Origin of the sequence: Peribacillus sp. RS7 (genome assembly GCF_041956845.1) — a bacterium.
Taxonomy (GTDB): Bacteria; Bacillota; Bacilli; order Bacillales; family DSM-1321; genus Peribacillus.
Map to the genome: position 1 here is coordinate 581,238 of NZ_CP168135.1, position 20,638 is coordinate 601,875.

Consider the following 20,638-nt stretch of genomic DNA (forward strand, 5'->3'; position numbering starts at 1 on the left):
ACTGGTCCAAGAATGAAAGGAGACCTGCCTCCTTTGGATTCTTGCAGAATATTCAACTTCCCACGCTATCGGAAGTAAACTAATTCAGGATCCGGTAAAAGAAAAAACCCGCCATGGCGGGTTTTCAGGATAGGACTTCTTCTATGTTCGCTCCAATTTTACTTAAACTTCCCGGGTCGACCTTTTCAATGGCCGTGGCGGCCGTTTCCAATGCAGCTTGATATTCATAGCTTCGAAATTTCGCTTCCGCTTCCCTGAGACTCTCGGCAACTATATCGTGACTGCTGCGATAACGATTTCCGAATTGGATCACTTTTTCGGCCAAATACATATGCTCGATCAATACATGGGCTTTTTCGTGGACCTTATTCACCTGTTGGACCGCTTTTTCTAAATAAATATAAACAGCGGCCATATCAAGCGGTTTTTCTTCAAGTTTCCCCTGAACGTCATCCATGCTTTCTTTGGCATCCTGAAGCACCACTTTATAGTCTTCGGGAAGACCTGGAATATTGCTTTTTGCAATTAATCGGCCAGTATCGACCATTTTGCGTTTCAATTCGGCCAGTGAATCCCTGGCATCCATTTCATCTTTTCGTAAAGCCTGTAATTTAACGGTAAAGTCTTTCTGATTTTCCTGTAATTCTTTCAACTGCACAGCCAGTCCCTGCATCTCTTCGCTGATAAGCGAGCTTGCCATCACATTATCCTCCATCTTCAAGACGAGCAATTGATGGCGTTTCGAAATCTGGGCAATCTGCTTTTCCATTTTCCGTTGTGCATCGAGCTCATTTTCCGTTAGATGATACGTATGTTGAACATGGATGGTTTCTACTTTAAGTTTATCGTTTTCATATTCTAGGTCACTTATCGTTTTCCTGAGGACTTCATCATTTTTCAAGACATACTGTTTTGAAAGCACTTCTTTCTCCAAAAGGTCATAAAGCACCTCAATGCTTTCGCGCATATCTTTAATACCTTTATCCACAGCTTCCGTTTCGGCATTTTCCAACTGTGTTTTATATAGGTCAAGTTCTTCTTCAAGCCGTGATATTTCCTGCTCGAATTGGATATGGCTCAGCATATACCCCTGACCTGACATCTCCTCATATCCATCCTTCAATTCATGAAGCTGGGAATGAAGCTCGGATTGACTGTCAACCAATAATTTTGGGAGCATTTCCATTTTAACGGACAAGACCGCCAATTTTTCCTTAATGGAAAGGACAAGCTCCCTCGCATTCAAATAATTCCCGTTCACAGTCTCTTCTTCATACTTCTGAAGGATCAGCAATACTTCATCCAAGGAATTTTCCAGCTTATCAGCCGCTTTCCCGTAATTATGCCTGTGCGCAAGCAGGGATTTCTTCAATTGTCGGTAGGATTCCTTAATATCCTCAATTTCCAATCGATTCTTTTCCTCACTGCCTACGAGTTCATTCAATTCATAAAGGATCTTTTTGATCATTTCCTCGACTTCATTCAGCTTGACTGTAATTTTGCGCTGTACCTCTTTTGATCGGCTGAAACGGTACTTATCGACGAATTCCTCGGCATCGAATAAAAGCACTTCGACTTCCGGCATATGGTCCGTAATGATAGCGTCCCATTCAATACGCCAGTTTTCGAACATTTCTTCTGTTTCACCTGTCATGTTCAATTGTTTGACTTTAGAAAGCTCTTCCAGCACGGGGCGGTGCATGATGCTTATTTTCCAGGATTCCAGTTTATCGATTTCTTTAAAATATCTCTTTTTGAAAAAATAACCCCAAATGATGAAAATCAAAATTAATACAATTACCCCAAGTATGTACTCCATGGTAAGCCCCCTGTTCTAGTCCTTACAGTCTTGCTCGTTTATATATCAATTATAAAAATGTTAAATTTAATGCTTTTATGATACCATGTTAGCAATAATTTTTGACGACAAAAATGATTTTTTTGTAGAAAATTGCTACAAATACCTGTTTTTTGGGAGGGAAGGACCATGAAAGTTGACGGTCATGTGCATACTCCGTTTTGCCCTCACGGCTCTACGGATAGATTCGATGAATATATTACGCGGGGAATCGAGCTAGGATTAAAGGAAATCACATTTACGGAACATGCTCCCTTGCCACGAGATTTTCAAGATCCTACGCCTGAAAAAGACAGCGGTATGGACGCTGCCCTGCTCCTGGATTACTTTCAGGAGCTCCGCGTACTGAAAGAACGCTATAAAGACAAAATCCTGATCAAAAGTGGTCTAGAGGTTGACTTTATAGAGGGTTATGAAAAAGAAACAAAAGAATTCCTGGACGAAATCGGAGAATTCCTTGATGATAGTATACTTTCCGTCCACTTCATTAAGCATCAAAGCAGTTGGCATTGCCTCGATTTCAGCGAAAATGGGTTTGGTGAGATCGTAAATGAACTAGGTTCAGTCGAATCGGTGTATGCCAAATATTTCGATACACTGGAAAAATCGATAAAAGCTGATTTAGGCACTTATAAACCTAAACGGATCGGGCATATTACGCTTGTCCATAAATTCCAGCATCGATATCCACCAGCATTAAGTTTTGACGACCGCGTTTACAAGGTGCTGGACATGATCAAGGAACAAAAGTATGAACTTGATTATAATGGAGCCGGGCTTGTAAAGCCGCTTTGCGGTGAGCCCTATCCTCCAGAACGGTTTGCTAAGCGTGCATTCGATCTCGGCATTCCGCTCATTTACGGTTCCGATGCCCATCAGGCTAAAGATTTGGGTCAGGGCTATCAGGCACTGATTGCAGCTTTCAATGGATAGCTCATGTATACACAGGCCGGCCCGCTAACAGTGGCTGCAGGTCTTCTGCAATGAAAAGGGTATCTTGCAGGAAACGCCCGACTTCATTGGCATAAATATTCGTGTAATAGGCTTCCTGCGGGAACACATGCAGCACATCCATCGCATAATGGGTATGCAGGACAGGAGCTGTCAGCAGGCCCTTCAACTGCAGCATATACATGGGAATGGAGACCTGCTGGAAACTCCTGCTCTTAATCCCTTGTTCCAAAACATATTGAAAATAAGATTTTTCCTTTGTAAAATAAGTCGAATGAATTTCCCGGTTTAAATTGGAATCGAGTGAAGATTCCCCATATATGAACCGTGCAGCCAGGAAGTTTTCCCTCTGGAAAGTGAGAATATCCTTTACTAGATTCATCAAGCAATGCTGCGGGCCTTTAAGCTCCAGCAGTGTCATGTTCGTCTCAAGGACCAGGATATACTCTTCTAAATAGGAAGTGAAACAGAATTCAAGCAATCCTTGCTTATTCTTGAAATAGTAGGCAATATTGGCAGCGTTCACTTTCGCTTTATTCGCTATATCCCGTATGGATGTCGCATGATAGCCCTTTAAATGAAATAAATGCAGTGCAGCCTCCACAATGGCTTGTTTCGTTGGCGTCTGGCGATTCATTTAGGCAATCCCTCGCTTTCTTTGAGACAAGTCTTGTGGACTATTTCTGCAAGGAAGAGCCTGAATCCTTTAGTAAGTTCTCGACAATTTCCCAACAATGAAGCAACATGATTAGAAAGTGCTGTAAAAAAATGCGGAAGACAGGTGAACGCTTTTGTTTAATGTCGAAATGTATCAAGGAAAAAAAGAAAAAAATTATGAACTGGTCCAAAAACAACTTTCAGCCTTAATCGAGGATGAAACCAACCGGATAGCCAATTTAAGCAATGCGGCAGCTTTACTTAATCAGTTTCTCGATGAGATTAATTGGGTTGGCTTTTATTTATACGAAGAAGGCCAATTAATACTGGGACCCTTCCAGGGACTTCCAGCCTGTGTCCGCATCCCAATGGGTAAGGGTGTATGCGGGACTTCAGCGGCAACTGAAAAAACCTTGCGCATCGAGGATGTCCACCAATTCCCTGGACATATCGCCTGCGATGCGGCATCAAGATCTGAAATTGTCATACCGCTCATGAAGGATGGCAAATTGTTCGGAGTACTCGATATCGACAGCCCGGTCACGGACCGATTTGACGAAATCGATCAGCAAGGACTGGAGAAGTTCGCTGAAATCCTTTCCAGACATTTATAAAGTTCAAGGGAGCGGCAATCCTCGCCTGCTCCCTTTTGAACATTACAGGACCCCATGTACATGTCCCTCTGTTTCATGGCAATATAAATATATTGTATTTTCCCATCTACTATTCTCTTTCACCTTTTCCGTTAATTAATCGTAACTGTCCTTGACTCAATGAGCAGAATATTATACAATACTCCTTGTGTAAAATATTGCAGCCTATGTGACAGCCTTTATGTTCTCATTTTGTTCCTCAATACAGAGGTGTATCTCGTAACTCTCTGCTGCTAGGGCGAAGGTACATGAAAACAAAATGGTCATGATCGTACATTCACACGGTTTTTATTTTACCAAAATAAAAACATTTAAAGGAGGAGTCATCCTATGGCTCGTTATACTGGCCCAAGCTGGAAACTATCCCGTCGTTTAGGAATTTCCCTAACAGGTACTGGTAAAGAATTAGAAAAACGCCCTTATGCTCCAGGACAACATGGTCCTAACCAACGTAGAAAAATTTCTGAATACGGAATGCAACTACAAGAGAAACAAAAACTTCGTCACATGTACGGAATCACTGAACGTCAATTCCGTTCAATGTTCGACCGTGCTGGCAAACTTAAAGGTGTACATGGTGAAAACTTCATGGTTCTTCTTGAATCACGTCTTGACAACCTAGTTTACCGTCTTGGTTTAGCTCGTACACGTCGTCAAGCACGTCAACTTGTTAACCACGGTCACATCACTGTAGACGGAAGCCGCGTAGACATTCCATCTTACAAAGTGTCTCTTGGACAAACTATCTCAGTTCGTGAAAAATCACGCAACTTCTCAATCATTAAAGAATCAGTTGAAGCAACTAACTTCGTTCCTGATTTCCTTACTTTCGATGCTGAGAAATTAGAAGGTACTTTCACTCGTTTACCAGAACGTTCTGAATTGCCTGCTGAAATTAACGAAGCTCTTATCGTTGAGTTCTACTCTCGTTAATAACTTCAAAAACCCCATCCTTGGATGGGGTTTTTTTTTGCACCTAAACACCTTAGCAGAACAAAGCCCGGCTGAATCCCAGCCGGGCTTTGGACAATCATTTCACTAATGTGTATTTCTTCTTGCCGCGACGAACGAGGATGAACTCCCCTTCAATCTTGGCAGCTTCCGTCACTACATATTGCAGATCGGTCACTTTCTCCCCATTTATGGAGATTGCCCCGTTCTGAATATCTTCACGGGCTTGACGCTTTGATGGCGAAATTTTCGCTTCAACGATTAAATCGACCAAACCGATATCTTCCTTGCTTTCACGTTCGAAGCTAGGGACATCTTTAAAGCCCAATTTGATTTCCGCTGCACTTAAATTCTTCACCTCACCGCTGAATAGGGCGGCAGAGATTTTGATTGCTTGGTCAAGAGCTTCCTGACCATGAATCAAACGGGTCATTTCTTCCCCTAAAGCTTTTTGCGCTTTACGCAAATGCGGTTCGTTTTGTACGGATTGCTCTAACTCCTCAATCGCCTCACGTGATAGGAATGTGAAGAATTTCAAGTATTTTACGACATCAGCATCCGCTGTGTTAATCCAGAATTGGTAAAATTCGTAAGGAGTCGTTTTTTCCGGATCAAGCCAGATAGCCCCGCCTTCCGTTTTACCGAATTTCGTTCCGTCCGCTTTCGTTACGAGCGGAATCGTCATGCCGAACGCTTTTGCATCCTCATCATTGGATTTCCGGATCATTTCAAGGCCGGTCGTAATGTTGCCCCATTGATCACTGCCGCCAATTTGCAATTTACAGTCGTAATTGCTGTATAAATGACTGAAATCAATTCCTTGTAAGATCGTGTACGCAAATTCAGTAAAGGAAATTCCCGTATCCAAGCGGGAAGCAACCGTATCTTTTGCCAGCATGTAGTTAATGCCGATGTATTTCCCGTAATCTCGCAAGAACGTAACCATATCGATTTTACCTATCCAGTCATAGTTATTGACCATGACCGCACCATTTTCACCATCGAATTCAAAGATGTGGGATAGCTGCCCTTTTAGGCAGTCGGCATTATAGAGCACTTTTTCCAGCGTTTGCAGCTGACGTTCCTCTTTTTTACCGCTAGGATCACCGATGAGTCCTGTCGCACCGCCTACCAGCACAAGGGGACGATGACCGTGCTGCTGGAAACGGCGCAATGTCAAGAATGGCAATAGATGACCGATGTGCATGCTATCCGCAGTTGGATCGACACCACAGTATAAAGAAATTTTCTCTTTTTCCAAAAGGTTCTTAAAACCTTCTTCATCCGTTTGTTGATAAATAATTCCTCTCCACTCGAGGTCTTTAAGCAATTCCATTAAATATTCCTCCTCCATCTTAGAAAAAACCCGCAAAAAGCACACAAAAACGCCCCTTCATAAATATGAAGGGACGAATAAATTCGCGGTACCACCCAACTTGAGGACATAATATGCCCTCCGCTCAAGACGAATAACGGTCGTCAGCCGTTTCCTGCTACTAATCATTTCACAGCAAATGCTCCAGGAAGTAATTCATCATACCATTTGTACCGATTTCCACTAACCACCGGCTCTCTGAAACAGGGATAGTCTGACTACTGGGTCCTATCATCGCGATCATTTAATCATTTTATTGTTGTTAATAAACTTTTATCATACATAAGAATCCTTGTCAACATCACCCTTACAGATTATAGAAAAATAAGAAAGATGCCCTTTCCCCTACCTGTTGTATGCTATAATATATGTGATTTCAGGGGGTATGATACGATGAATAATAATCAAAAAGATAGATTTCAAACAGTCTGGAAGCAGCTGACCCGTTTTTTCCAAAGTGAAAAAACACATAAGAACGCGCGGGTTACATACCAAGTCATTTGGAATTTAACACTGATCCTCATTATTGTCGGGATCCTAGGATTCTCATTCGCCGGCGGCGTCGGAGCCGGCTATTTCGCTGCCCTCGTCAATGATGAGCCAGTACGCTCAAAAGAAGATTTAAAAAAAGACATTTACAATTATGAAGAGACCTCTGAAGTATACTTTGCAGATGAAGTATACTTGGGCAAGCTTAAGAGTGACCTTGAGCGTGAGGAAGTGTCCATCGATAAAGTTTCCGAGCATCTTAAAAATGCCGTCATCGCTACAGAAGATGAGTATTTTTATGAGCATGACGGGGTTGTCCCGAAAGCCATCCTGCGTGCGATTTACCAGGAATTTTCGAATGCAACCGTCCAATCGGGAGGAAGTACATTAACACAGCAGCTCATTAAAAACCAGGTCCTGACCAACGAAGTTTCGTTTGACCGGAAAGCCAAAGAAATTCTTCTTGCGCTCCGGGTCGAAAAGTTCTTTGAAAAAGAAGAGATTTTGGAAACGTACTTAAACGTCTCCACTTTGGGACGAAACTCTTCAGGCCGTAACATCGCCGGGGTCGAGTCCGCCGCTGAAGGTATTTTTGGCGTGGAGGCCAAAGATCTGACACTGCCCCAATCAGCCTTTATCGCGGGATTGCCGCAAAGCCCTTTCGGATATACACCATATACCCAGAAAGGAAAATTGAAGGAAAATCAAGAGCCCGGCATCAACCGGATGAAAACCGTTTTAAAGCGGATGTATAGTAACGGGTACATAACAAAAGCAGAATATGATAAAGCAAACGCATACGACATTACAAAAGACTTTATCGGCAAAACGGAGATGCCATCCGAGAAATATCCATGGCTCACCTATGAAATCGAAAAACGCTCCATCGAAATCCTATCTGTCAGTCTGGCAAAAGAAGATGGATATGAAGAGAAAGATTTAAAGAATGATGATTTAAAAGCTCAATATCTAGCACTTGCCGACCGTAAGCTGCGCCAAAATGGCTATAAGGTTTATACGACCGTCAACAAAAAGATTTATGACAAGATGCAGGAAGTAACGAAAAACTATCCGAATTTCGGGTACGATAAACTGGCGCAAGTCCCCGACCCGGATACGAAGGAAATGAAGACCGTGAGCCAGCCCGTAGAGGCCGGAGCGATTCTTATCGAGAATAAAACAGGGAAAATCATCAGTTTCGTAGGCGGGCGTGATTTCAAGCGGGAACAGACGAACCACGCCACCGCATCATTGCGCTCGAACGGATCAACGATGAAGCCGCTGGTGATATATGGTCCAGGCATCGAGCTAGGCAAGATCTCGCCTGGCAGCGTATCGGCCAACGTGCCGATCTCCATTCCAACAGGCGGCAAACCGTGGAGTCCAGGAAACTATGGCGGCGGCAGCTATACGGGAGTATCGACTGCCCGCGAGGCCCTGAAGAATTCCTATAACATCCCGGCAGCGCTCTTTTACAAGAAAATCATCAACCTGAGCCCGGCTTCGTATTTGGAAAAAATGGGCTTCTCCACCGTGACGAAAGGGGATTACTCCAATCTTGCCATGTCATTAGGTGCGATGGAAAAAGGTGTAACCGTTGAAGAAAACGTCAATGCATATGGCACTTTTGCCAATTCAGGAGAATTCATCGATGCTTATATGATCGATAAAATCGTTTCGAAAGATGGCAAAGTCATCTATCAGCATAAAGTGAAACCAGTGGATGTTTTCTCTCCGCAAGCCGCTTACCTGACGCTTGATATGATGCGTGATGTCATAAACAGCGGGACGGCGGCCTCAGTCAGGAACCGCCTTGCCTTCTCAAGCGATTGGGCAGGTAAAACCGGTACTTCACAAAACTATTGGGATGCCTGGTTTGTAGCCAGCAACCCGAATGTATCGTTCGGGACATGGCTCGGTTATGACAAGCCGAAATCCTTGCAAGGGACCTATAATGGTCTTGAATATAATAAACGTAATATGTATTATTGGGCAGATCTGATCAATGCCGCATATAAAGTCGATCCTAAACTAATCGACCCCGATAAGCGCTTTGAAATGCCGGGCGGAATTGTCAGCCGTTCCTTCTGTGGCGTTTCAGGACTGCTGCCTTCAAGTTCATGCCAAAAGGCCGGGCTTGTAAAATCAGATTTATTCATCGCGAAATATGCTCCATCCAAGGCAGATGATAGTTTCATAAATGGACAATATGTATCAGTCGGCAGCAAACGCTACGCAGCCCTTCCGCAAACGCCAGGCGAATTCACAAGCGGCGGGTTCATGTTGAATCCCGATGCCTTTGGAGATATCGGATTGAAATATGTCGATGACCCGGGATCCGTGATTCCTGGAGGCGAAAAATCAGGAAATGTCGTCGGGGCGACAGCGAAATTGAATGATAATGGCAAAGCACCAGATCCCCTATCCATAACAAAAAGTAACGATAGGATTACTTGGGGCTTGCATCATGAAGGAGATGTCGTCGGTTATCGTGTCTATAAAGACGGCAAAAAAGTGGCAAGCATCAATGCTGGGGAGAATCTTGTTTACAAAGTCGGCTCTGGCGGATCTTATTACGTAACGGCCGTCGACATTGTCGGTAAAGAATCAGCCCCTTCCCAACATGTTGAAAACGGCGCTAAAAAGACAAGTTCCAAAGAAGATTCCACGAAAAATAAAGATGATCGCGGAAAAGATAAAATAGTTAACGAAGTTAAAAAAACAGACTCAAAAGAAGTGAACGTTACACCAGAAAAGGAAAAAGTAATAGAAAAAGAGCAAGATAAAGTAATAGAAAAAGAGCAAGATAAAGAGCTAGATCAAGATAAAGAGCAAAACAAAGACAATACAGATAAAGAAGATCCGGAAACCGACAAAGATCAAAACACAGTCAACGATAAAGAACAGGACACGGATAAAGCTGAAGAAGAGGAAAAATGACACTCTTTCGAAGTAAAACAGGCTGTCGGGGATGACCCGGCAGCCTGTTTCATTTAATCTCCCACACTGGTTTGGCGAATGACCCAAACTCCCAAAAAGGCATCCATGCAATGACATGGATGCCTTTTTACCTTCTCAATAATCAGTATGACTCAGCTTTTCAATCCTCCATCGAGGATAAATCACCAGTTGGCAGATCAAGTTCCCAAGCTTTCAAGACACGGCGCATGATTTTTCCGCTCCTTGTTTTAGGAAGCTTATCCCTGAATTCAATTTCACGCGGCGCCGCATGTGCTGCGAGACCATTCTTTACAAATTGACGAATTTCTTCAATCAGCTCATCGTTTGCATCGTATCCGTCACGGAGGGCGATAAACGCTTTGATTATTTCTCCCCGAACTGGGTCCGGCTTACCGATGACCCCTGCTTCAGCTACGGCCGGATGCTCGACCAACTTGCTTTCCACTTCGAAAGGTCCGACTCTTTCCCCTGCCGTCATGATGACATCATCAACCCGGCCTTGGAACCAGAAATACCCCTCTTCATCCATATAAGCGGAATCTCCAGAAACATACCAATCACCCGGCATAAAATAAGATTCATATTTTGATTCATTCTTCCAGATGGTCTTCATCATCGAAGGCCATCCTTTCTTGATGGCAAGGTTCCCCATTCTATGCGGAGGAAGCTCGTTGCCCTGATCATCCACTATTGCCGCTTTCACACCCGGAATCGGTTTACCCATCGAGCCCGGTTTGATTTCCAGGCAAGGATAATTGCAGATTACCTGAGCCCCGGTCTCCGTCATCCACCATGTATCATGGATACGGTGATTGAATACCTTCATTCCCCAGCGCACCACTTCCGGGTTCAACGGTTCACCGACACTTAAAACATGGCGGAGAGAACTCAAATCGAACCGTTTAACGATTTCGTCACCTGCGCCCATCAGCATCCTGAAGGCAGTCGGGGCACTATACCATACAGTGACTCCGAAGTCTTCCAGGGTCTTGTACCAGGATTCAGGCTTGAATCGCCCGCCTACAATGACATTCGAGGTGCCTGTCAGCCACGGTCCAAAGATACCGTAAGACGTCCCTGTCACCCATCCAGGATCCGCTGTGCACCAATACACGTCCTCTTCCTGTAAATCAAGGACCCATCTTGCCGTTTGATAATGCTGGATCATCGCATTATGAACGTGAAGTACGCCTTTTGGTTTTCCCGTGGAACCGGAAGTATAGTGAAGAATCAGTCCGTCATTCCGATCCACCCATTCAATTTCGAATTTTTTGTCCGCTTCTTTTAATTTTTTGTTGAAGTGATGATACTTTCCTTCTTCTTTTACATTTTCCCCCACTAAGAAAATATGTTTTAAATGGGGTAATTCCTCTACTGGGACCCGCGGCAAAAGCTCCGGGGTCGTCACTATCACACTTGCCTCACTATCTTCAAGGCGATCCCTTATCGCGCCTTCCATGAAGGCTTCGAACAACGGACCTACGACCGCCCCCGTTTTAATCGCACCCAACAATGCAAAATAAAGCTCCGGGGAGCGTGGCATGAAGATGAAAACACGATCACCTTTTTCCACATTGGCAATGTTCTTGAACACATTGGCCGCTTGGTTCGTATAATCTTTCATTTCCTTGAATGTATACTTTTCATTTCTTTTATCGTCTTTGTAATAAAGGGCGACTTTGTTCTTTTTGTATGTTTCGACATGGCGGTCAATGGCTTCATACGCAAGATTCACTTTACCGGTTTCAGACCAGGAGAATTCCTTTTCCGTCTCAGACCAGTCAAACTTATTGTATTTCTCATCGTAATTCTTTAAATTAAAATTACCTTCCACTACTGGCAGCGCTTTCACATTCATACGACAAACTCCCCCTTTATTCGGCTCTATATTTTCATTATAGTATAAGAAACAAATTATCTCAATTTTTAAAATATTGAAACCTTCCATATTAGGGAAATTCCTTCTTGGCCTAATTTTGAAAAACACAGGTATATTGGTATAGTTAAGATGACTTCATAGCGATGGCGGGTATATGAGAAGTACTGTAACAAAAGATTCATATATGCCTTGAACTTTCTGAATTATGCCACTTGTTTTTAAGTATAATTAATGTAGGCTTTCGATTCGTTCAGTTTTAATAGCAATGCTCCTTATGCTTCGGAATGCGAGAGTGTAAGATTACTATATAATGAGGGTGGTGATAGAATGGAATATAATAAGACCTTTTATACCAAGGAACTGCAGACATTAAGCGGAACGCTCATCATCGAGGGGCCGTTAAACGGCGAAAAGATGTCCGCTTATGAGTTTCACGAAGACTTGGTCGCCTTTCGCCAGCCTGCTTTGCAGCATAAAGCGTTAATAGAGATTGCAGACTTGCCCGAGGGCAGGATCTTCATCGCCCGTGAAAATGAAACGATCGTGGGTTATGTAACTTATTTATATCCCGATCCCTTGGAGCGCTGGTCGGAAATCGAGATGGAGGATCTGATTGAGCTTGGTGCAATCGAGGTCATCCCTAAATACCGGGGTGCCTCCGTCGGGAAGAATTTAATCCGCCTTTCCATGGAAGACGATTCGGTTGAAGACTTCATCATCATCACCACTGAATACTATTGGCATTGGGACTTGAAAGGGACAGGGCTGAATATTTGGGACTATCGCAAGGTCATGGAAAAAATGATGAGTGCCGGCGGCTTGGTCTACTTTGCAACGGATGATCCTGAAATCAGTTCCCACCCGGCCAACTGCCTGATGGCCCGTATTGGCAAAAGAGTGCCGTCCGAATCCATCCAGAAATTCGACCAATTGCGTTTCATGAATCGGTATATGTATTAAAGAGGTGAAAAAGAGGAGGAAGGAAAATGATTGTTGAAACAATAATGAATGAGGATATCATCACCCTCACTCCAACGGATACAATCCATAGCGCTGTCATGATCATCAAGGAGAAGCGAATTCGCCATATCCCCATTGTCGATGACAGCTTTCAACTTGTGGGATTAGTCAGCGACCGTGATATACGGGATGCTGCCCCTTCTATATTCCGCACCGCAGAATACAAAAGTGATTTACAAAAACCACTATCGAGCATCATGAGAACGGATATAATCACAGGTCACCCGTTAGATTTCGTGGAAGAAATCGGGGCTGTTTTTTGTGATAACAATATCAGCTGCCTTCCAATTTTAAAAGGAAGGAAGTTAGTCGGCATCATAACCGGTTCTGATTTACTTCATTCATACGTTGAGTTGACAGGAGTCAATCAGCCCGGTTCCCAAATCGAGATTAAAATCCCGGATAAGGCAGGTACCCTTCATGATATTGCCCATATTTTCAAAAGGCGCAATTCGAATATCCTGAGCACTCTCGTTTACCCGGATAAAGAAGGGACCGATTATAAGATTCTTGTAATTCGTGTGCAGACGATGAATCCATTTATGGTGGTGGAGGATTTGAAGAAAGAAGGCTATACCGTTTTATGGCCTAGTCTGCCGGGGATTTCCCATGAATGATGCATCCCTTTTTATCTATTCGGATGAACTCCTCACCTATAAATTCAACGATGAGCATCCGTTCAATCAAAAACGTCTTAAACTCACGCTGGATTTGCTAAAAAAACACCATGCCATCAGTGATGATCAAATTATCAAGCCCAGAATGGCCACCGATGAAGAATTGGAACTGATCCATGATCAGCATTATGTAAACGCTGTCAGATTAGCAGGCCAGGGAAAGCTCCCCCCTGAAAAAGCCGGAAATTATGGGCTCGGAACAGAAGATACCCCAATCTTCCCGGGAATGCATGAAGCAAGCGCCTTGCTTGTAGGCGGTACCTTGACGGCAGTGGATGCCGTCATGACCGGTCAGTCCCTGCACGCACTTAATCTGGGAGGTGGCCTGCATCACGGTTTCCGCGGAAAAGCCTCGGGCTTTTGCATTTATAACGATAGTTCGGTCGCGATTAAATACCTGCAAAAAAAATATGGAGCACGAGTCTTGTATGTCGATACCGATGCACATCATGGTGACGGAGTCCAATGGTCATTTTATGATGATCCGGATGTATGCACCCTATCCATTCATGAAACGGGACGCTACTTATTTCCCGGCACCGGCAATATTAACGAACGGGGTCAAGGAAAAGGCTACGGCTATTCATTCAACATCCCGGTCGATGCGTTCACTGAAGATGAGTCCTGGCTCGAATGCTACAGCGCTTCCTTTAAAGAGGTCATTGAATTCTTCAAACCGGATGTCCTTTTAACGCAAAACGGAGCCGATTCCCATTATTACGATCCGCTCACCCATTTATCTGCCACCATGAAGATTTATAGGGAAATACCAAAGTTGGCCCACGAAATGGCCCATAAGTATTGTGAGGGCCGGTGGATTGCAGTAGGCGGCGGGGGATATGATATATGGCGCGTCGTCCCGAGGGCTTGGTCGAGGGTCTGGCTTGAAATGACGAATAACGATATTTCAGGGCCCCTAGCAAAGGAATGGCTTGAATGCTGGCAGCCTGAGTCCCCTGTTCTGCTACCAAACGAGTGGGATGACATGGAGGATATATATGAACCCATTCCGAGAAAGCCTGAAATTACCGAGAAGAATGCCCTGACGCTTGAAAAGGCCCTTTATCCCATCAGGTCTTCCAGGAAAACATCGACAAGCAATGACCAAAGTTAACCAAAAGATCGTTGAAAAACGATCTTTTTTGGTTGTGAATATATTTGAAAAACAAAAGAGAGTGCCCTCGGGACACTCTCTAAACCAGCTTATTTCGTGGATTGACGGTTTTCAATCCGATGTGGCAGGATCACTTCATGCCCTTCCTCCACTTGTTCTTTATTCATCAACTTTGTCAGAAGCCTCATAGCAACCGCACCAATATCATATAATGGTTGAACGATCGTCGTGATTTGCGGACGCACCATCAATGTCAATCTCGTGTTATCGAAGCTGATCACTTCAAAGTCTTCCGGTACATTATACCCTTTGTCCTGTGCGGCATGGACAATTCCAAGCGCCATTTCATCAGCACCGGCGATGAATGCCGTCGGTTTCTCTTCAGTTTCCAGGGACTTTTCAAAAGACTCAATTCCTGAATCATATGTATAATCGCCTTCAATAATATACCTTTCATCAAATGAAAGCCCAGCTTCTTTTAATCCTCTTTTATAACCAGCCAATTTCTTTTCATTAATCAGCGCGGAAGGGTTTCCGCTTACAAAAGCGATATGCTTGTGGCCATTTTTAGCGAAGAAGGTCACTGCGTCGAATGCCGCCGCCTCATAATCAATATTAACCGATGGAACTTGCCCGCTTTCATCCACCGAGCCTGCCAGAACGATTGGAACCGGTGAATTCGTAAACTCTTTGACATGCTCATCAGAAATGTTACCGCCCATGAATACGATACCATCCACTTGTTTTCCAAGCATCGTATTCAACAAATGGAATTCCTTATCTATATTCTCATCAGAACTGCTTAGAATGATATTGTATTTATACATTGTGGCTATATCTTCTATGCCCCGTGCCAATTCGGCAAAAAAGATGCTCGAGATATCCGGAATAATGACCCCGACTGTAGTCGTTTTCTTGCTTGCAAGACCCCTTGCCACTGCATTGGGACGGTACCCTAACTTCTCAATCACATCCGAAACTTTCTTTCTTGTTGCAGGCTTTACATTTGGATTCCCGTTAACTACGCGGGAAACAGTGGCCATGGAAACATTCGCCTCACGCGCCACATCATAAATGGTTATATTATTCATTCATCCATTCCTCCATTTCTTTCATTTTTCCCATAAAAGACCCGAATTATTTCGAAAAATATTCTTTTATGCGTTTTCCTCTATAAGGAAGATTATTTCAGGAACGATCTGCCTAACAAAAAATGCAGTCCTCTCTCTTCTCAGTCAAAGATTCAATACCCTATTCAAGTATAAAATTCACATAGATATCTCTTTATGTATGACTCAATCTTCCGAACAGTTCTCATTCTTGTTATTTATCATACGATAGTCGAATCTTTCCTGCAATCCAATAGTGCTTATTTCGATGCTTTTTCTGCAAAAACAAGTATTTTACCATTAAAAATAGCCCTTGCCAATATGGTAAGGGCCGTAAGTAGATATTTTAAAGACTTTCCAGCTTAAACAGTTACCCAGTTCAAACGTTTAATTTCATCATAGAATTCATCAAATTGTTTGAAGTCCATTTGCTGTGCAGAATCCGATAAAGCAACGGAAGGATCCGGATGCACTTCTGCCATTACACCGTCAGCACCGATTGCAAGAGCCGCTTTAGCCGTCGGAAGTAAGAGGTCGCGACGTCCAGTGGAATGCGTTACATCAACCATGACCGGTAAATGAGTTTCTTGTTTTAAGATCGGTACAGCGGAGATATCCAGTGTATTTCTTGTTGCTTTTTCGTAAGTACGGATACCGCGTTCACAAAGGATTATGTTGCCATTTCCCTGTGACATGATGTATTCCGCTGCATGAATGAACTCTTCAATCGTTGCAGCAAGTCCACGTTTTAAAAGAACTGGTTTATTTACGGCACCTGCCGCTTTTAGCAAGTCAAAGTTTTGCATGTTGCGTGCTCCGATTTGGATGACATCGATATGATCGATCGCCGCTTCGATATCGTTAGCACTCACGATTTCACTGATGACAGCCAAGCCGTATTCATCAGCAACACGTTTAAGTATTTGTAAGCCTTCCAAACCAAGTCCTTGGAAGTCATATGGAGATGTACGTGGCTTAAATGCACCGCCGCGCATCAATTTCAAACCTTTAGCTTTAATGACTTCCGCCACCGCAGCTGTCTGTTCATAAGATTCAACGGCACATGGTCCGAACACGAAGCTAGGGATCCCGTTACCGACTAATTCACCTTTAATGTCGATGATAGTGTCTTCAGCCTTTTGTTTTCTTGATACCAGAAGCGTTTTCTTCTGATCATCTTTTTGAAGCTCCAAGCCCAATTTGAAGATTTCTTTGAAAATATGTTTAATCGAACCAAGATCAAGAGGTCCTTGATGATTGGCTTCGATAAGATCCAGCATTGTTCTTTCACGGACCGGATCGTAACGGTTAACACCTTGTTTTTCTTTAACGCGACCAATTTCCTGTACAAGTTCAGCACGTTGATTAATAAGATGTAATAACTGAATGTTCACATCATCCAGTTGATTACGAAGTCCATCAAGCTCTTTGTTGCTCATTACAAATCCATCCCTTCGTTTTTTAAAATAGAAATCGGTACAGCGGAAATCTAACCCGAAAATCCCATCTGGATCCTCGATCATCCACCCCAATTATTTTATCAATGAAAAATTTAGAATATTTCATGTATGATTAAATCAATTATAAATGAAGTGTCCTTAAATGTCACTATATTTTTCTTTAATAATTAAACGCTTTTAAGCATTAAAGTTATAAATGCATAAAAGTAGGTGTTACCCATGTAAGAAAAACGATTTGCACTAGCTATTGGAACACGATCCGTTGTAGGAATTATATTGGAAATAGAACAGGAAAGCTATAATATAATTGATATTTTATCTAAGAGCATTCTGAGAGATCTCCAGAAACGGTATAGCGGTATTCGGCGAAAAATTTTGAGTTACAGGTTCCTCAACTCCCAGCGTTGTTAACATCCTTTCAAGAAAAGGTTTCCCCTGGAGATCGATAAAAAATCCCCTGACCCATGAATGATGGAATAATAAAAGGCCGGATCCCCTACCTAAGGGATCCGGCCTTAATCAATCATTCAGTAATGGCCTTGCTCAATGAATCATATGTAATCCGCCAATGAGATTCATTCCAGGCCGGTTTTCCACTTTTAAAAAGGATGGCCTGAGGTGATTGATGTTTGATATCAAATGTTTCTGCCACATAATTGGATAATGGACGAGCTTCCTGAACGGCTAAATAGGCCGTTTTAAGTTGTTCGTTTTCCAAGATGTACTTCTCATATTGTTCATATGCTTCAGCACTGACCGGGCATGTTACGCTATGCTTGAAAAGTAGGAATGTATCCTCTTTTAAAAGCTCATTGAATTGTTCTTCTGCTTCAATCTTGGTAATCGTCATAATACATCTCCTTTTCTTGTACATATAAATTTTACCATCAAAAAGGCGATGAAGCCATCGAAGCACTTCACCGCCTTATTCTTCGTACCTTCATGCCTCTTCATCCCCATCAAAGGAATGTAAGAGTTTATTTTTTAAGGTTATTCTCTGTTTCATCAAATGCCTTTTTCGTTTCATCGAGTTTTAATTTTGCCGTATTCTTGTTACCGCTTGTTGGATCGGCAGGGTTATTTTCCAGGTCGTTGCCGTTAGCAAAATTCGTTTCAACGGATACGATAGGAGAATCGGAAGTTCCCGTTACATCTATATCTTTATTGCTCGAATTTGTCGTATCATCAGCCGCGTTGCCGTTTTCTTTTCCCGTTTTCAAGCTTTTCACTTTATTGACGATATCTGAAGATTTAGTTGAAACGATTTCCGTGACGGAGCTTGTTTTTTCTTTTGCAGTATCAGCAAGCACTGTTCCTTTTTCCATCGCGGTTTGTCTTAATTTTTCTGTTTTCTCTGAAATATTTTTAGCTTGTTCATTGAAATCATTCCTTAATTCCTTGCCTGTTTTCGGAGCCATGAACAAAGCTGTAGCCGCTCCGATCATCCCGCCGATTAAGGCGCCAATCATAAAGTCCTTAGAATTGATCGAGTCGCGTTCGTCCTCATATGATTTCTGATAGTCCTTTGCCGGAAATTCTTTTTGAGTCATAATACATTCCCCTTTCAATTTTCAGTTCATTTTTATTTAACTAGATTTTAAGATCTAGAACGTAAAAACCTTTTTTTAGGTAGGTTATCTGTTTCCAGTGCTTCCCTTTCTAACTCCGCCCTTTCAGTTGGGGTCGGGGCAGCCTGTTTGCTTCTGGTTTTCCATTTGTCCCTAATCTCCATGGCTACATTACTCCATTGTACAATTTGTGAGATTCGTTCTTGATTATTATCAATCTCAGCCTGTACTTTATGAGAAACCTTTTGGATGGAAGAATTGAAGCTAGAGATGGATGTACCTACATCCTTCACGGCATCCACCACTGTGTTCAGGTTTTCTGACTTTTGCTGCAAGTCTTCAGCCAACGTATTCGTTTTATGTAATAGCTGGGTAGTTTCGAGCGTTATGCCCTGCATTTGGCTCTCTAGTCCTGTCAGCGTCCGGGCCACACTGTCCAGGGTTGTTTGAAGTGATGTCAGTACCTTTGTCAGGAAAATAACAAGGACCAGGAAAGCTATCGCTGCAACAGCAGCACTTACGTATAAAATAATCTCCATTGGAACACCTCCGAAAAATCGACTTATTTAGTAGCTGTTAGTTATTAATTACCCCTTCCTTATTATTATAAACGTATTTATTTTTTCAATATACCCTATCAAACCCTAATCTGGAAATATTGTTGTCTGTATCCAGTTCCTCCATGAAATTCATGGGTGACACTTATGGCAGGAAATCGGGTATGATAGAAACATAAGTCGAATTTAAACAATGGAGGTAATTTTATGAAAGATCCCAGAATTGAAACATTGGCCAAAAACTTAATCAATTACTCAGTAAAACTTCAAAAAGGTGAAAGAATCTTGATCGAAAACTTTGGATTGCAGCGTGAACTTGTTAACGCGCTTGTGAATGAAGCCTATGCAGCAGGTGGTTACCCATTCGTCCTTTTAAAGGATCACCAAGTGGATCGTGCCTTGTTGATGGGTGCCAAAGAAGAACAGTACAAGATGATGGGTGAGTTTGAAGCAAACGTAATGAACCAGATGGATGCCTATATCGGGCTTCGTGCCGGGGATAATATCAATGAACAATCCGATGTCCCTTCAGAAAAGATGGCGATTCATGGACAGACAGTCGGTAAAGTACATAGAAATATCCGCGTTCCAAAAACAAAATGGGTCGTTCTTCGCTACCCGACAAATTCGATGGCCCAATTAGCCAAAATGAGCACAGAAGCATTCGAAGACTTTTATTTCGAAGTCTGCAACCTCGACTATGGCAAAATGAGCGCAGCAATGGACAACCTTGTTGAATTGATGGATAAAACGGATAAGGTCCGCTTAACTGGGCCCGGTACGGACTTAACCTTCTCCATCAAAGACATTAAAGCCATCAAATGTGCAGGTGAGCTGAACATTCCTGACGGTGAAGTATATACGGCTCCAGTTAAAGATTCCATCAATGGAGTGATTTCGTATAATACTCCGTCCCCTTATCAGGGTTTTACTTTTGAAAACGTGAAGTTAACATTCAAGGATGGAAAAATCGTTGAAGCGGTCGCGAATGATACGGAACGCATCAACAAAATTTTTGATACTGACGAAGGCGCACGATATGTCGGTGAATTTGCAATTGGTGTAAATCCTTATATTCTACATCCGATGCAAGATATCCTCTTTGATGAAAAAATTGATGGAAGTTTTCATTTCACTCCCGGACAATGTTATGATGATGCCTTTAACGGAAATCATTCAGACATTCACTGGGACCTGGTCAATATTCAACGCCCTGAATATGGCGGCGGGGAAATCCATTTTGATGACGTCTTGATACGTAAGGACGGACGCTTCGTTTTACCGGAATTGGAAAATTTAAATCCAGAAAATTTAAAATAAAAAAATACCAATAAAAAAACGACCGACCCGCACTAACTA

Annotated in this window: 17 protein-coding genes and 1 other annotated feature; of the genes, 8 read left to right on the plus strand and 9 right to left on the minus strand. The window is 42.8% G+C overall.

Features of this window, described 5'->3' with window-relative positions; genetic code table 11:
* Nucleotides 1-124 precede the first annotated feature (124 nt).
* A complete protein-coding gene (gene ezrA / locus ACDZ29_RS02995; protein ID WP_375089817.1) occupies nt 125-1,819 on the minus strand; it encodes a septation ring formation regulator EzrA in 1,695 nt (564 codons plus the stop codon).
* A 168-nt stretch (nt 1,820-1,987) separates the two neighbouring features.
* Here ezrA and hisJ point away from each other — a divergent pair, with 168 nt between their 5' ends.
* On the plus strand, nt 1,988-2,791 hold the full coding sequence (gene hisJ / locus ACDZ29_RS03000) for a histidinol-phosphatase HisJ (RefSeq protein ID WP_375089819.1): 804 nt from the start codon (nt 1,988-1,990) through the stop codon (nt 2,789-2,791).
* Between the two features lies 1 nt (nt 2,792).
* On the opposite strand, the gene refZ is transcribed toward hisJ, so the two are convergent.
* A complete protein-coding gene (refZ, locus tag ACDZ29_RS03005) occupies nt 2,793-3,446 on the minus strand; it encodes a forespore capture DNA-binding protein RefZ (protein WP_289326036.1) in 654 nt (217 codons plus the stop codon).
* A 154-nt stretch (nt 3,447-3,600) separates the two neighbouring features.
* Between refZ and ACDZ29_RS03010 the strand changes: the two genes are divergently transcribed.
* Both ACDZ29_RS03010 and rpsD read left to right on the plus strand, forming a co-directional pair.
* Nucleotides 3,601-4,080: a GAF domain-containing protein gene (locus tag ACDZ29_RS03010; protein ID WP_375089820.1), complete on the plus strand. Its 480-nt coding sequence runs from the start codon at nt 3,601-3,603 to the stop codon at nt 4,078-4,080.
* Between the two features lie 369 nt (nt 4,081-4,449).
* Entirely contained in the window at nt 4,450-5,052 is a 603-nt protein-coding gene (rpsD, locus tag ACDZ29_RS03015) for a 30S ribosomal protein S4 (protein WP_057276730.1), read from the plus strand.
* A gap of 97 nt (nt 5,053-5,149) precedes the next feature.
* Here rpsD and tyrS read toward each other — a convergent pair whose 3' ends face one another.
* On the minus strand, nt 5,150-6,406 hold the full coding sequence (gene tyrS, locus ACDZ29_RS03020; RefSeq protein ID WP_375089821.1) for a tyrosine--tRNA ligase: 1,257 nt from the start codon (nt 6,404-6,406) through the stop codon (nt 5,150-5,152).
* A 66-nt stretch (nt 6,407-6,472) separates the two neighbouring features.
* Nucleotides 6,473-6,689 (minus strand) — a binding site (T-box leader).
* A gap of 149 nt (nt 6,690-6,838) precedes the next feature.
* Here tyrS and ACDZ29_RS03025 point away from each other — a divergent pair.
* Nucleotides 6,839-9,874, plus strand: a complete 3,036-nt coding sequence (locus tag ACDZ29_RS03025) for a transglycosylase domain-containing protein (RefSeq protein ID WP_375089822.1) — start codon at nt 6,839-6,841, stop codon at nt 9,872-9,874.
* 160 nt (nt 9,875-10,034) lie between these two features.
* Here the strand turns inward: ACDZ29_RS03025 and acsA are convergent, their stop codons facing one another.
* On the minus strand, nt 10,035-11,753 hold the full coding sequence (gene acsA, locus ACDZ29_RS03030; RefSeq protein ID WP_370016063.1) for an acetate--CoA ligase: 1,719 nt from the start codon (nt 11,751-11,753) through the stop codon (nt 10,035-10,037).
* A 348-nt stretch (nt 11,754-12,101) separates the two neighbouring features.
* Here acsA and ACDZ29_RS03035 point away from each other — a divergent pair, with 348 nt between their 5' ends.
* Genes ACDZ29_RS03035 through ACDZ29_RS03045 form a run of 3 tightly spaced genes read left to right on the plus strand, consistent with a single transcriptional unit; the run spans nt 12,102 to nt 14,585 of the window.
* The gene (locus tag ACDZ29_RS03035) at nt 12,102-12,734 is read left to right on the plus strand and encodes a GNAT family N-acetyltransferase (protein ID WP_375089824.1); all 633 of its coding nucleotides are present in this window, start codon (nt 12,102-12,104) and stop codon (nt 12,732-12,734) included.
* A gap of 26 nt (nt 12,735-12,760) precedes the next feature.
* A complete protein-coding gene (locus tag ACDZ29_RS03040; RefSeq protein ID WP_375089825.1) occupies nt 12,761-13,411 on the plus strand; it encodes an acetoin utilization AcuB family protein in 651 nt (216 codons plus the stop codon).
* Nucleotides 13,404-14,585: an acetoin utilization protein AcuC gene (locus tag ACDZ29_RS03045; protein ID WP_375089827.1), complete on the plus strand. Its 1,182-nt coding sequence runs from the start codon at nt 13,404-13,406 to the stop codon at nt 14,583-14,585. Before ACDZ29_RS03040 ends, ACDZ29_RS03045 begins: the two co-directional genes overlap by 8 nt.
* Before the next feature lie 89 nt (nt 14,586-14,674).
* Here the strand turns inward: ACDZ29_RS03045 and ccpA are convergent, their stop codons facing one another.
* From ccpA to ACDZ29_RS03070, 5 genes are all read right to left on the minus strand, one after another.
* Complete coding sequence (ccpA, locus tag ACDZ29_RS03050; protein ID WP_289315329.1) at nt 14,675-15,676, minus strand: catabolite control protein A; 1,002 nt, start codon at nt 15,674-15,676, stop codon at nt 14,675-14,677.
* A 380-nt stretch (nt 15,677-16,056) separates the two neighbouring features.
* Nucleotides 16,057-17,133: a bifunctional 3-deoxy-7-phosphoheptulonate synthase/chorismate mutase gene (locus tag ACDZ29_RS03055; protein ID WP_289315328.1), complete on the minus strand. Its 1,077-nt coding sequence runs from the start codon at nt 17,131-17,133 to the stop codon at nt 16,057-16,059.
* A 544-nt stretch (nt 17,134-17,677) separates the two neighbouring features.
* The gene (gene ytxJ, locus ACDZ29_RS03060) at nt 17,678-18,004 is read right to left on the minus strand and encodes a bacillithiol system redox-active protein YtxJ (RefSeq protein WP_289326043.1); all 327 of its coding nucleotides are present in this window, start codon (nt 18,002-18,004) and stop codon (nt 17,678-17,680) included.
* Between the two features lie 127 nt (nt 18,005-18,131).
* On the minus strand, nt 18,132-18,704 hold the full coding sequence (locus tag ACDZ29_RS03065; protein WP_289326044.1) for a YtxH domain-containing protein: 573 nt from the start codon (nt 18,702-18,704) through the stop codon (nt 18,132-18,134).
* Nucleotides 18,705-18,751: 47 nt separating this feature from the next.
* Nucleotides 18,752-19,261, minus strand: coding sequence for a DUF948 domain-containing protein (locus tag ACDZ29_RS03070; protein WP_289326045.1), 510 nt, complete (start codon nt 19,259-19,261; stop codon nt 18,752-18,754).
* A 225-nt stretch (nt 19,262-19,486) separates the two neighbouring features.
* Between ACDZ29_RS03070 and ACDZ29_RS03075 the strand changes: the two genes are divergently transcribed.
* Nucleotides 19,487-20,599 carry an aminopeptidase gene (locus tag ACDZ29_RS03075; RefSeq protein ID WP_375089829.1) on the plus strand — a complete coding sequence of 371 codons (1,113 nt, stop codon included), beginning with the start codon at nt 19,487-19,489 and terminating at the stop codon, nt 20,597-20,599.
* Nucleotides 20,600-20,638: the final 39 nt, after the last annotated feature.